General features: G+C 64.5%; 10 protein-coding genes. 8 read left to right on the top strand and 2 right to left on the bottom strand.

Translation table 11 applies throughout. The features are described 5' to 3' along the window. Nucleotides 1-603, top strand: a 603-nt coding sequence (locus ABI213_RS20335) for an aldehyde dehydrogenase family protein (RefSeq protein ID WP_348028442.1), incomplete at its 5' end; no start/stop codon positions are given. Nucleotides 604-661: 58 nt separating this feature from the next. Here the strand turns inward: ABI213_RS20335 and ABI213_RS20330 are convergent. Continuing rightward, nucleotides 662-1,546: a LysR substrate-binding domain-containing protein gene (locus ABI213_RS20330; protein WP_348007778.1), complete on the bottom strand. Its 885-nt coding sequence runs from the start codon at nt 1,544-1,546 to the stop codon at nt 662-664. Nucleotides 1,547-1,669: 123 nt separating this feature from the next. Between ABI213_RS20330 and ABI213_RS20325 the strand changes: the two genes are divergently transcribed. The 7 genes from ABI213_RS20325 (at nt 1,670) to ABI213_RS20295 (ending at nt 10,434) form a co-directional block, all read left to right on the top strand. Then, on the top strand, nt 1,670-2,800 hold the full coding sequence (locus ABI213_RS20325; RefSeq protein WP_348007777.1) for a TauD/TfdA family dioxygenase: 1,131 nt from the start codon (nt 1,670-1,672) through the stop codon (nt 2,798-2,800). After that, nucleotides 2,797-3,396, top strand: coding sequence for an HD domain-containing protein (locus ABI213_RS20320; RefSeq protein WP_348007776.1), 600 nt, complete (start codon nt 2,797-2,799; stop codon nt 3,394-3,396). Before ABI213_RS20325 ends, ABI213_RS20320 begins: the two co-directional genes overlap by 4 nt. A 70-nt stretch (nt 3,397-3,466) precedes the next feature. Next, nucleotides 3,467-4,858: a PLP-dependent aminotransferase family protein gene (locus tag ABI213_RS20315; protein WP_348007775.1), complete on the top strand. Its 1,392-nt coding sequence runs from the start codon at nt 3,467-3,469 to the stop codon at nt 4,856-4,858. A gap of 18 nt (nt 4,859-4,876) precedes the next feature. Then, nucleotides 4,877-6,889 (top strand): CocE/NonD family hydrolase, encoded by a 2,013-nt coding sequence (locus ABI213_RS20310; protein ID WP_348007774.1) that lies wholly within the window; start codon nt 4,877-4,879, stop codon nt 6,887-6,889. Between the two features lie 212 nt (nt 6,890-7,101). Continuing rightward, nucleotides 7,102-7,977, top strand: coding sequence for a DMT family transporter (locus tag ABI213_RS20305; RefSeq protein WP_348007773.1), 876 nt, complete (start codon nt 7,102-7,104; stop codon nt 7,975-7,977). Between the two features lie 27 nt (nt 7,978-8,004). Further along, nucleotides 8,005-8,925, top strand: a complete 921-nt coding sequence (locus tag ABI213_RS20300; RefSeq protein WP_348028440.1) for an NAD(P)-dependent oxidoreductase — start codon at nt 8,005-8,007, stop codon at nt 8,923-8,925. A 3-nt stretch (nt 8,926-8,928) separates the two neighbouring features. Continuing rightward, on the top strand, nt 8,929-10,434 hold the full coding sequence (locus ABI213_RS20295) for an aldehyde dehydrogenase (RefSeq protein WP_348028438.1): 1,506 nt from the start codon (nt 8,929-8,931) through the stop codon (nt 10,432-10,434). 422 nt (nt 10,435-10,856) lie between these two features. Here ABI213_RS20295 and ABI213_RS20290 read toward each other — a convergent pair whose 3' ends face one another. Beyond that, on the bottom strand, nt 10,857-11,432 hold the full coding sequence (locus tag ABI213_RS20290; RefSeq protein ID WP_348005389.1) for a hypothetical protein: 576 nt from the start codon (nt 11,430-11,432) through the stop codon (nt 10,857-10,859). Between the last annotated feature and the right edge of the window lie 954 nt (nt 11,433-12,386).

Raw genomic sequence — 12,386 nt, 5'->3', positions numbered from 1 at the left:
ACCCACTGCGGCCAGCTCTGCACCGCGGTGGAGCGGGTCTACGTGCAAGAAGCCGTGTTTGAGGCGCTGGTGGCCAAGCTGAAAGAAAAACTCAGCGCCCACGCCTATGGCAACCGCGCCGCGCAATCACACCACATGGGCCCGCTCGTCAGCGCCTCCGCACGCCAAGGCATCCACGCCATGGTGGAGCGCGCCATCCAAGCCGGTGCCCAGCTCGAATGCGGCGGCAGTGTGCCCAGCGGCCCCGGCTACTTCTACCCGGCCACCTTGCTGACCCAGGTGCGCCAAGACATGGAAATCGTGCAGGAAGAAGTCTTCGGCCCAGTGCTCTGCGTGCTGCCCTACACCACGCTGGACCATGCGCTGGCGCTGGCTAACGACCACCAGTTCGGCCTGGCCTCGGTGCTCTACACCGAGGACTACCGCAGCGTGATGCAGGCCGGTAACGAGATCGAGGCCGGCGAGCTCTACATCAACCGTACCCCCGCCGACCCCTACCAGGGCTACCACGCGGGTTGGAAACGCTCCGGCCTGGGGGGCGACGACGGCAAGCACGGCATGCTGGAATTTACCCAGACCCGGCTGGTCGTCATGAAATATTGATTAAATCGGCCTCTAGCGCAGATTCCACCTGCGCTGGCAGCTATAAAAGACATAGTAGCTAAGTGTGGTCATCCATCTCCTGCTGCAGCCAGGTTTTAAACGCCTGCGCCGCCGGATGCGCCTGGTTGCCCTCGGGGGCGATCAGGTAATACGCCTCCTTCATCGGCAGCGAAAAGGCCAGCGGCCGCACCAGCCGTCCGGCGCGGATCAGGTCGTTGGCGACGGTGTCGTGGGCCAGCACCACGCCCAGGCCGTTTTGCGCCCATTCCAGGCTCAGCGCCCAGGTGCTGGTGCGGTGCACCAGGGGGCGCGCCACCCGACTTTTGGCCGGGTAGGCCTCCAGCCAGCTGTCCCAGCTTTGCAGCGTGCCCGGCAGGTCGAACAGGCGCTGGCGCAGCAGGTCGTCCAGCCGCTGGATGCGCGCGCCCACCTCGGGCGAACACACCGGGAAGATGCTGTCCACGGTGAGCCGCTTGCCGACCCGGCTCTCCCACTTGCCCAGGCCAAAAACGATCTCCACGTCCGCCGAATCGCTTTGCCGCTCTTCGGGCCAGATCGAGGTCACCAGGTTGAGTTGCACCCAGGGGTACTGGTCCATGAAGCGGCCCAGGCGCGGGCTGAGCCAGTAGCGGGCAAACGACAGATTCACATGCAGCTCCAGCATGTCCGGCTCCTTGCGGTCGGTGAGCACGCGGGTGCCTTCTTCCAGCATCGCAAACGCCGCCTGCACCGTGGGCAGATAGCCGCGGCCGGCGTCGGTCAGCTCCAAGCCGCGCACGCGGCGCACAAACAGCGGCCGGCCGATGGCGTTCTCCAGGCTCTTGATCTGCTGGCTCACGGCCGACTGGGTCATGCTCAGCTCTTGGGCGGCTGCTGTGAAGCTCAAAGCGCGGGCCGAGGCCTCAAAAGCACGCAGCCAATTCAAAGGGGGAAGACGTTTCATGGCGCATCCATTAGCTAGGCATTAGTTTTGCTAAGGTTATAGCCTTGTTTTCTTCGTTTGTCGGCAAGCTTGCAATCTCTCAAAATTTGTACCTTGCCATCCCCCCACACGAAAGCCCTCGCGATGTCTGAAATTCACATCCTTTCCAGCCCCACCCGGCTGGTGGTGCGCACCCCGGCCGGTGACACGCCGCTGCCCGCGCTGTGGCTGCGCGCCCTCAGCCCCGACCCCAGCCAGCGCGACCCGCTGACCGGCCAGCGCCTGATCAACCCGCACCTGCTGCCGGTAGACCTGGAGCTGACGGCCGCGCGCTGGGACGGCCCGCGCCTGCACCTGGCGTTCAGCGACGGCTTTGCTGGCGACTACGACGCCGACGAATTGCTGGCTGGCACGGTGCTGAGCGAGGAATGCCCGGAGCCACGGCCCTGGGGTTCTGACCTGGCCCCGCTGCCGATCTACCAATGGCCCGATCTGGCGCAAGACACCGTGCTCTACCAGGCCTTGACGGATTTCATCGAACGCGGCTTTTTGCTGGTGCACAACACGCCCACGCAAACCGACTCCATTCTGTCGATTGCGCGGCGCTTTGGCTTTGTGCGCGAAACCAATTTCGGTGCGTTTTTCGAGGTCTATACCCGGCCCAAGGCCACCGACCAGATCGACCTGTCCTACCAGTCGGTGGCCCTTGGCCCGCACACCGACAACCCTTACCGCACGCCAGTGCCCGGCATCCAGTTGCTGCAGTGCCTGCAGAACGAAACCTCGGGCGGCCTGTCGAGTCTGGTGGACAGCCTGGCCGTGGCCGCGCAGGTGCGCCGCGAAGACCCCGAGGGCTTTGCGCTGCTGAGCCGCATCCCCTTGCGCTTCGAACACCGCGATCCCCAAACCCAGCTGGTGGCGATCAAACCCATGATCGAATTGAATGGCAACGGCGACATGATGGGCGTGCACTACAGCCCGCGGCTGGAGAATATTCCGCTGATGTCCGAGGCCGACACGCGTAGCTACCAGCGTGCACGCCGGCGTATGGGCGAGCTGTTCGACGACGATGCCTATGCGCTGCGCTTTCGCCTGGAGCCCGGCCAGATGATGATGTTTGACAACAACCGCGTGCTGCATGGCCGCACCGCCTACAACGCCGCCGAAGGGCACCGCCAGCTGCAAGGCTGCTATATCGACCGCGACGGCCCGCGCAGCCTGTACCGCGTGCTACACCGTTCGCTGCACCGCACATTGACTGGAACCTCCGCATGATCACCGTCGCCAACCCCGCCATGCACGCCGTTGCCTTTACCCAGATGAAAGATGGCAGCACCGAGGAATACCGGTTTCTGCAAAAGCTGGAGCACGGCTACGTGCGCGCCCTGCCGGACCGCCTGCTGCTGGCCTTGCACCGCCTGGGCGACTCGCTAGAGGGCTACCAGGTGAGTCGCCTGGAGCATTCCCTGCAAGCTGCCACCCGTGCCGAGGCCGATGGGGCCGATCTGGAAACCATCGTCGCCGCCTTGCTGCACGACCTGGGTGACGAGCTGGCCCCTGAAAACCATTCCCAGTTTGCCGCCGCACTCATCCGCCCCTACGTGCGTGCCGAGGTGACCTGGGTGGTGGAAATGCACGGCCTGTTCCAGATGCAGTACTACGCCCACCACTACGGTTTAAAGGCCGACGGCTACCTGGATTACCGCGACCACCCCTGGTTCGAGGCCTGCTGCCGCTTCTGCGAGCTGTACGACCAGGCCTCCTTTGACCCGCACTACCCGAGCAAGCCGCTGTCGTATTTCGAGCCTATGCTGCGGGAGGTGTTTGCCCGCCCACCGTTCGACCCGGCCATTCTCAAGGAATCTAAATGAAATCTGCCTCTGGCGCATATTCCACCTGCGCTAGCAGCTTCTTTTTTTGTAGCAGATAGGCCGTCTGCCCATGCCTTCTGCCCCTGGCGTGGCTGACACGCCCCAGACACCGCCCACGACTGCGTCCACCACCGCGTCGATTGCCGACATGCTGGCCCAGAAAATCCGGGACGGCCAGCTGTCGGCGGGCGAAAAACTGCCCGCCCACCGGGTGCTGGCCCAGCGCCTGGGCGTGCCGATTTCCACCGTCAGCCGCGCCTACGCCCGACTGGAACAGCAGGGCCTGGCGGCGGCCCGCGTGGGCGATGGAACCTATGTGCGCGCCCTCGGCCAGGGTGCGGCCGTGCCGGTGCCGGGTGCGCCGCCCATCGACCTGGCCCACAACGTCGCCATCCCCACCGACGAGGTGGAGTCCCTGCGCCAGGTGTTGGCCGAACTCAGCCTGGACCCGGCCTGCATGGCCGAGCTGCTGGCCTACCAGCCCGAAACCGGGGCCCTGCGCCACCGCCAGGCCGGGGCCGACTGGCTGCGCCGCTTTGGCACCACCGGCGATGCCAACCGCGTGATGGTCACCCACGGCGCACAGCACGGCCTGGCCGGGGTGCTGCGGACCCTGGCCAAGCCGGGCGACACCTTGCTGACCGAGTCGCTCAGCTACCCCGGCCTGCTGGCCCTGGCGCGCTCCCTGCGGCTGCAGGTGATCGGCCTGGAGATGGACGGCGATGGCCTGCTGCCCGACGCGCTGGACAAGGCCGCCCACAGCTTCCAGGCCAAGCTGCTGTTTTGCAGCCCCACGCTGCACAGCCCTTGCGCCAGCACCATTCCCGTGGCGCGCCGCGAAGCCTTGGCCGCCGTCATCCGCCGCCGGGGCCTGTGGCTGCTGGAAGACGTGGTGCATGCCGCCGTGCTGGAGCAGCCGCCGCCCGCCATTTCTACCCTGGTACCAGAGCAATCCTTTCTGCTGGCCAGTCTGAGCAAGGTGATGGCCCCTGGCCTGCGCGTGGGCTACCTGGAAGCCGCCCCCGAATGGCGGGACAAGGTGGCCGCCAGCATCCGCGCCGACTGCTGGATGGTGGCCCCGCTGATGCCCGAAATCGCCACCCGCTGGCTGGCCAGCGGCGAGGTCGAGCGCCTGGTCAGCCTGCAGCGCCAGCAGATCGCCGAGCGCCTGGCCGTGGCCCACCAGTGCCTGGCCGGGTGGGACTACGCCTGGAGCGCCCACCACCCGCACCTGTGGTTTCCCTTGCCCGAACCCTGGCACGCCAGCCCGTTTGCCGCCGCCCTGCGCCAGGCCGGTGTGCTGGTGCGCACCGCAGAGCAGTTTGCCGCCGGGCGCAGTCGCGCCCCCCACGCGGTACGCATCAGCCTGAACACCGCCACCTCGCCCGCGCAACTCGACCAGGGCCTGCGCACCCTGGTGCAGGTGCTGCAAAGCAGCCCGCAGGCCGATATGGCACCCTGATTTTTTAACGTCGCATCCATGAAAACTGTCAAATCCTTCCCACGCAAAGTCCAGGAAATCCCCAACCTCTTCATCCCGCTGGCCGACGGCACCCGCCTGGCCGCGCGCATCTGGCTGCCGGTGGATGCCGAACGCAAACCCGTGCCCGCCATCCTGGAATATTTGCCCTACCGCAAGCGCGACGGCACCGTGGTGCGCGATGCCCTCACGCACCCCTACCTGGCGGGCCACGGCTACGCCTGCGTGCGTGTGGACATCCGCGGCAATGGTGACTCCGACGGCGTGATGCTGGACGAATACGCCGAGCAAGAGCTGGCCGATGGCGAAGAGGTCATCGCCTGGCTGGTGGCGCAAAGCTGGTGCACCGGCAAGGTAGGGATGATGGGCATCTCCTGGGGCGGCTTCAACTGCCTGCAGGTCGCCGCGCGCCAGCCCGCCGGGCTGGATGCCGTGATCACCCTGTGCTCCACCGACGACCGCTACCGCGACGACATCCACTACAAAGGCGGCTGCCTGCTGGGCGAAAACCTGGGCTGGTCGGCCACCATGCTGGCCTATTCTTCGCGCGCGCCCGACCCGGCGCTGGTCGGCGACCGCTGGAAGGCGATGTGGCTGGAGCGGCTGGAAAATGAGCCCCTGCTGGCCATCCCCTGGCTGCAGCACCCGCACCGCGATGCCTACTGGAAGCGCGGCTCGGTGTGCGAAGACTTCAGCGCCATCCAGGCCGCCGTGCTGGCCATCGGCGGCTGGAACGATGCCTACTCCAACGCCGTGCCGCGCCTGGTGGCCAGTGTGCAAAGCCCGGTCAAAGGAATCATCGGCCCCTGGGCGCACAAGTACCCGCATTTCGCCGTGCCCGAGCCGCGCATCGGCTTTTTGCAAGAGGCCCTGCGCTGGTGGGACCAGTGGCTCAAGGGCGTGGACACCGGCGTGGACCAAGACCCGGCGCACCGCACCTACATCATGGAGATCGGCCGGCCCGGTGCCAGCGTGGCGCAGATTGCCGGGCGCTGGGTCAGCGACGACGTGTGGCCGTCCGACCGCTCCGAGACACAGCGCTGGTTCCTGAACCCGCAAGGCCTGGGCACCACGGCGGACAAAAAAACCAAACAAGCCCTGTCCTCACCCCAGCACACCGGGGCCGACAGCGGCGAGTACTGCATCATTTGGCTTGGCCCCGAGTTCCCCGGCGACCAGCGCCAGGACGATTCGGGCTCACTCACCTTCGACACGCCGCCACTCGCCAAGCCCATCGACCTGGTGGGTGCGGCCGTGCTGCACCTGCAGTTCAGCAGCGACCGCCCGGTGGCGGTGGCGGCCGTCCGGCTCAACAGCGTCTGGCCCGACGGTGCCGTGTCGCGCCTGACCTATGCCGTGGCCAACCTGTGCCACCGCGATGGGCATGAACATCCCGAGGTACTGGAGCCCGGCAAGGTCTACACCCTGCAAATCCAGCTGGACGACGTGGCCTGCACCGTGCCCAAGGGCCACCGCCTGCGGGTGTCCATCTCTACCAGCTACTGGCCGCTGATCTGGCCCGCGCCCGAGCCCGTCACGCTGACGGTGCACACTGGCGCCAGCTTCATCGACATCCCGGTGCGCAAGCCCCGGCGCGGTGAAAAAGCCCCGGTGTTCGCCCCCGCCGAAGCCGCGCCGCCGGTCAAGCTCACCACGCTGGAGCCGGCCTGGAACCAGCGCGAAGTCACCACCGACCAGCGCACCGGCGAACGCCGCATGGCCATCATTGACGACTTTGGCCGCAGCACCAGCACCGAGCACGGTCTGACCACCTGGGGCTGCGGGCGCGAGAACTACCGCATCCTGCCCGATGATCCGCTGTCGGCCCGGCAAGACTGCCACTGGTCGATGGAGATGTCACGTGGCGACTGGAAAGTGCGCACCGAAACCTATTCCAGCCTGCAAGCCACCAAGACGCATTGGCTGGTGTCGGGCCGGCTGGAAGCCTACGAGGGCGACACCCAGGTGTTTGCCAAGGACTGGAGCCAGAAGGTCAAGCGCAAGCTGGTGTGAATATGACTCACCCCAGGCTACAGTGCTATGCACTTTTCGCCAACCCCCTTGCAGGGGGCAACACCAGCAGCCTGGCAGAGCCAGTTCTGCGGTGTTCCTGGAAGGCGCACGTTCTGCCTGTACGAGGGAGCTGAGTAGTTACAACCTTTAGGCCATTCCGGCCTCCAGCGCATATTCCACCTGCGCGAGCAGCTATCAAATGTGAAGTGTTTATGCAAACCAAGTATTTCGTCCAGTTGGTCGCGCTGTCTGCGCTGTGGGGTTCGACCTTCATGCTGACACGCCTGGCCGTGCCCACGCTGGGGCACAACCTGGCGGCCGGCATGCGCATGGTCATGGCCACGCTGGTGCTGGGCACCATCATGCGGGTGGCACGGCAGCCGTGGCCATGGGCGCATTGGCGCGAGATGTTTTTGCTGGGCGCGCTGGCGGTGGCCGGGCCGCACTTTTTCTATGCGTGGTCGTCGCTGGAGCTGCCTGCTGCCTACGGCTCGCTGCTATCGGTCACGGCAGTGTTGTTTGGGGCTTTCATTTCAGCCTACATGAAAGAAGAGGCGCTGACGCCCCTGAAGACAGCGGGCTGTCTGCTGGGCTTTGGTGGGGCCGCGCTGGTGGTGCAGCTGGGCCCTGTCAGCCCCACGCCGTTGCTGGTGCTGTCGGCCCTGGGCTGCGTGGCGGGGGCCGCGCTGTCGGGCATTTCCACCCCGTTTCTGAAGCGCGCTACGACACGGCTGGAGCCGCTGGCCATCACCGCAGGCATGCATGCCGCCGGTGCGCTGCTGCTGCTGCCGGGGGCCCTGTACGACCTGCCCAAGGCGCATTTCACGCTGTCGGCCGTCGCTTGCGTGGTGGTGATGGGCACCATGACCTCGGGCATGGCCTATTGGATGTACATGCGCATCATGCGCCACGTGCCCCCGGTGGCGGCGCTGAGCAGCACCTTTCTGATCACCGGGTTTGGCGTGCTGTTTTCCATCATCTTTCTGGGCGAAGCCACCGGCCCCGGCTTGTATGCGGGCGGCACGCTGATCGTGCTGGCCAGCATGATGGTCATGGGCTTCAACCCCTTGCGGCGCAGGGCTGCGTAATCTTTTTTCTCTCCAAAGGACTTGGGTATGGCACTGAACATTGGTTTTATCGGCTTGGGCAGCTTGGGCGAAGGCCTGTGCAACAGTCTTGTCACCGCGGGTTTCCCGGTCACCGTGACCGACCTGAACCCGGCGGCGGCGCAGAAGCTGCTGGCCGCGGGCGCGGTGTGGGCGGACGATGTCGCAGGGGTCTGCCGCGAGGCCGATGTAGTCATCACCGTGCTGCCGTCGCCCGCCATCTCCCGCAAGGTGGTCGAAGGCCCGGGCGGCGTGTTCGAAACTCTGCGCGCAGGCGGTGTGTGGATCGAGATGAGCACCACCGATTTCGAGGACCTGCAGCGCCTGCAAGCCGCCGCCACCCAGCGCGGTATTGCAGTGTTGGAATGCCCGGTCACCGGCGGCGTACACCTGGCCAATTCGGGGCAAATTACGGTGCTGGTGGGCGGCGAAGAGGCCGTCTTCCAGCGCGTCGAGCCCTTGCTGGCGGCGATGGGCGGGCAGATCATCTACATGGGCAAGCTGGGCAATGCCTCGGTGGTGAAAGTGGTAACGAATATGCTGGCCTTCATCCACCTGGTGGCGGCGGGCGAGGCCATGATGGTGCCCGCCAAATACGGTGTAGACCCGGACGCCACCTACCGCGCCATCCGCGCCAGCTCGGGCAACAGCTTTGTGCACGAGACCGAGTCGCAGCTCATCCTCAGCGGCAGCTACAACGTCAAATTCAACATGGACCTGGCCTGCAAAGACCTGGGCCTGGTCAACGGCATCGCCGAAAAGCTGGGTGTGCCGCTGGAGCTGGGCGGCATGACCCAGCAGATCTTTCGCCGTGCGCGCGGCATGTTTGGCAGCCAGGCGCAAAGCCCCGAGGTGGTGCGCATGCTGGAGCAGGCCTGCGGCCTGGAACTGCGCGCCCCCGGCTACCCCACCGAATTAATTGCGGAGTAACACATGGCCCATCCCTCCATCCCCCAGTTCACCCACCAAGACTGGCTGCGCAAAGCCGAAACCCTGGCCATCGAAGGCCGCTTGTTCATCGAGGGCCGCTACGTGCCCGCGCTGGACGGCGGCAGCTTTGAATGCCGCAACCCCACCACCGGCGCAGTGCTGGCCCACATCGCCCAGGGCGAGGCCAAAGACATTGACGTGGCCGTGGCCAGCGCCCTGGCCGCCTGGAACGACCGCCGCTGGCGCGGCCAGCCACCGCGCGACCGCATGGCGGTGATGAACCGCTGGGCCGACCTGGTGGAGCAGCACGCCGACGAGCTGGCGCTGCTGGAGACGCTGGACATGGGCAAGCCCATCAGCGACATGTTCAACATCGACCTGCCCGAGGTGCTGCGCACCATCCGCTATTTCGCCGAGTGCATCGACAAGGTGGAAGGGGCCGTGACCCACACCGCCGCAGGCTCACTGCACATGATCCTGCACGAGCCGCTGGGCGTGGTGGGGGCCATCACGCCGTGGAACTACCCGCTGCTGATGGCGGTGTGGAAGCTCGCGCCCATCCTGGCCGCAGGCAACTGCGTGGTGCTCAAACCCGCCGAGCAGGCCCCGCTGACCTGCACCCGGCTGGCGCAATTGTTTGTGGATGCGGGCGGCCCCGCCGGGGTCTTCAACCTGGTCAACGGCCTGGGGCCCGAGGCGGGCCGTGCGCTGGCCCTGCACCCAGATGTGATCAAGTTGTCGTTCACCGGCTCCACCCGTGTGGGCAAGCTGCTGATGGGCTATGCCGGGCAGTCGAACATGAAGCGGGTGGCGCTGGAAACCGGCGGCAAAAGCCCGCAGATTTTCATGCCCGATCTGTACGACCTGGATGCCGCGGTAGACCGCGCCGTGGGCGGTATCTTCGACAACGCCGGCCAGGTCTGCAACGCGGGCTCGCGCCTGCTGGTGCACCGCGACCTGCAAGATGCCTTCATCGCCAAATTCATCGCCCGCACCCAGGTGCTGTACCAGCCCGGCGACCCGCTGGACCCTGCTACCACCTTGGGCCCGCTGGCCAGCCAGCCGCACCAGCGCAAGGTGCTGGCCGACATCGCCCGCGGCCAGGCCGAAGGCGCGCAGGTGGCGATGGGCGGCACGCCCGTCAACCGCCCCGGCACCTTCGTGGCCCCCACGCTGTTTGTCGGCCACAACCGCATGGCCATCGCCCAGGAAGAAATCTTCGGCCCGGTCACCACCCTCATCCCCTTCGACACCGAAGCCCAGGCTATCGCCCTGGCCAACGACTCCATCTACGGCCTGGCCGCATCCGTCTGGACCCGCGACCTGAACCAGGCCCACCGCATGGTCGGCGCGCTGGAGGCAGGCATCGTCTGGGTCAACTGCTTCGGCGACGGCGACATGACCCAGCCGTTTGGCGGGTACAAGCAGTCGGGGAATTCGAGGGACAAGCATATGGACAGTTTGCTGTCGTACATGCAGGGGAAGTCGGCTTGGTTTCAGTTGGGGTGAGGGGGGTGAATTGCTCTTGTTTTTATATTCAAAAATAGGAGCATATTGCGCAGGTTATATCTGCGCCAGCGGCCTTTTTTATGCTTGAAAAAATGGCCTAAAAGTCCGAACCAAGCGTAATGGCCAATGAGGTGCTGGCAGCCCAGTTCGCGCCCTAGGCGCGATGGGGCGCAAGCCCCCGATCCCGCACCCGGGGGCCCCCTCTAGATGCGCCTAGGAGCACAGCTTCCGGTGGAAAAGGGCTGGCCTCGGGCAGCAGACCATGGAAGGGCGATACCCAGCGAAAGCGCCAAACGCCTGTGTGTGTTGATCATGGTATGCGGAAGAGTCGCATTTGTGAGGCCTAACGTGGTGTTCTGCCGCAGGCCAGCGCGCTGGGCGAGGCGAGACGACGCTTGCGGCCCGTCGCAAGCAACACAGGGTTAGCCATCTGTGTTGAACCATGGCGCGATTTCAACTGCACGGCGTAACGCCGTATCCACGAGTGCCGGCGCGCGCCACATGTACTCGGCGGCGCTAGCCTTTGCATCGACGGATAGTGACTGCAGATGAGAAATCGCACTTGGAATCGAGAAGGGTTGCTTTAACTTGCTTTTGGATGCGAAGTTTGATTTCAAGTCTGTCCAAACGACTACATCAATTTTCGTCGTTTCCGCCCATTGCCGAACGATATTCAGAGTTTTATCGGTCGAAGAATTCTGGCGCGATCCGTCAGCAAAGTAGTACCCGATGTTTGCAAGGGTGGTTCCTTCGCGGCAGCGTAAGTCAGATATGGCATCGTCAGGATTTGATCTGGTACTGAGCGCGAAGACGCAGGTACATACTGCGCCGTAATCATGATCAATTACTAGAGTGAGCGCGCCGCCGCGCGTTTTAGAGACACGGGTGAACTCGATAGGGAGATTGGGACCGTCAAGCTCCCATGGGCCGTGCGTTGAGTCGAAATCTGTGCGGGTATCCCAGAGTAAGGAACCCCAGCCAAGGATTGCGATTTTCATGCCTTGCTCACTAAGCTGCTAACGGACGACCAAGTAGCCATTGAGTGGTCCGCCGATGATCAGACCGCCCGAGGCCGCGGGCCACACAGTTCCATCGAGAGGGCCGCCTACGATCACTCCACCTTTGGCACTCGGCCAAACTGTTCCGTTGAGCGGACCACCGACGATCATTCCGCCTTCAGCGTCGGGCCACACGGAGCCATTTAACGGGCCGCCAACAACCATACCCCCATCTTTTCCAGGAAGGACGCTTCCCTGATAAGGGCCGCAAACGATCGGGCCGCCGCTCAGCGCTGGCCATACGATACGGCGAGTGTCTGCGGCCCACGATGCACTGATTGGCCATAGTAGCCACGCGATACTGCCTATGAACATGCGGCGCGTTGTCAGATTCGCGTACCTGAACAAATTGGGCTTTAGTGGTCGGGCACGTTGCACAGTTGATGTTTCCAGTTCTTGGTGGAAGAAGCCAGTGCCACAACGTTTGGCAGGTGGCAACCTAATGCAGACCGTAAAACCTGCAAGATAAAAAGGGCGCTGCGGTCTATATCGTCCATCAGAATTTCCTGAAAGTGGCTTGCAGCTTGGCTTTGCGCAAGATGCGCCCATTTCAAACCAGGTATAAAAATTCCGACAAACCCCACAGCCTGACGGTGGAACACTATAGCCCGGTGAGGCCTTTTGACTTCCCTGGTGCAGACATTCTTTCTTCAACCGGTGAAGGTGCGAAATGCTCTACTTTACGTAGCTGCTTGCGCAGGTGGAATCTGCGCTGGGGCCACTTTTCTCTTAAATATTTTGATCGAGGTTTGGGTTACCCATGCAGGGTTGGGTGCCACAGTCGCCGCTGGCCGGGCTGTGCCCCCGGCAGGGCAGTCACCTTTCTTTGCGCAGCCAAAGAAACGTAACCCAAAGAAAGGCTGCCCCCACTGTCTGCGCCCTTCGCTAGCGCTA

This window comes from Rhodoferax sp. (assembly GCF_039922535.1).
Classification (GTDB): domain Bacteria; phylum Pseudomonadota; class Gammaproteobacteria; order Burkholderiales; family Burkholderiaceae_C; genus Rhodoferax_B.
The sequence above is the reverse complement of the archived record's forward strand: the minus strand, read 5'-3'. Positions and strand labels throughout refer to the sequence as shown.

Bases quoted from the DNA above. Each gene is read 5' to 3' on its own strand.
- ABI213_RS20295 (WP_348028438.1), top strand. From the start codon at position 8,929: ATGGCCCATCCCTCCATCCCCCAGTTCACCCACCAAGACTGGCTGCGC.
- ABI213_RS20300 (WP_348028440.1), top strand. From the start codon at position 8,005: ATGGCACTGAACATTGGTTTTATCGGCTTGGGCAGCTTGGGCGAAGGC.
- ABI213_RS20305 (WP_348007773.1), top strand. From the start codon at position 7,102: ATGCAAACCAAGTATTTCGTCCAGTTGGTCGCGCTGTCTGCGCTGTGG.
- ABI213_RS20320 (WP_348007776.1), top strand. From the start codon at position 2,797: ATGATCACCGTCGCCAACCCCGCCATGCACGCCGTTGCCTTTACCCAG.
- ABI213_RS20315 (WP_348007775.1), top strand. From the start codon at position 3,467: ATGCCTTCTGCCCCTGGCGTGGCTGACACGCCCCAGACACCGCCCACG.
- ABI213_RS20290 (WP_348005389.1), bottom strand. From the start codon at position 11,432: ATGAAAATCGCAATCCTTGGCTGGGGTTCCTTACTCTGGGATACCCGC.
- ABI213_RS20330 (WP_348007778.1), bottom strand. From the start codon at position 1,546: ATGAAACGTCTTCCCCCTTTGAATTGGCTGCGTGCTTTTGAGGCCTCG.
- ABI213_RS20325 (WP_348007777.1), top strand. From the start codon at position 1,670: ATGTCTGAAATTCACATCCTTTCCAGCCCCACCCGGCTGGTGGTGCGC.
- ABI213_RS20310 (WP_348007774.1), top strand. From the start codon at position 4,877: ATGAAAACTGTCAAATCCTTCCCACGCAAAGTCCAGGAAATCCCCAAC.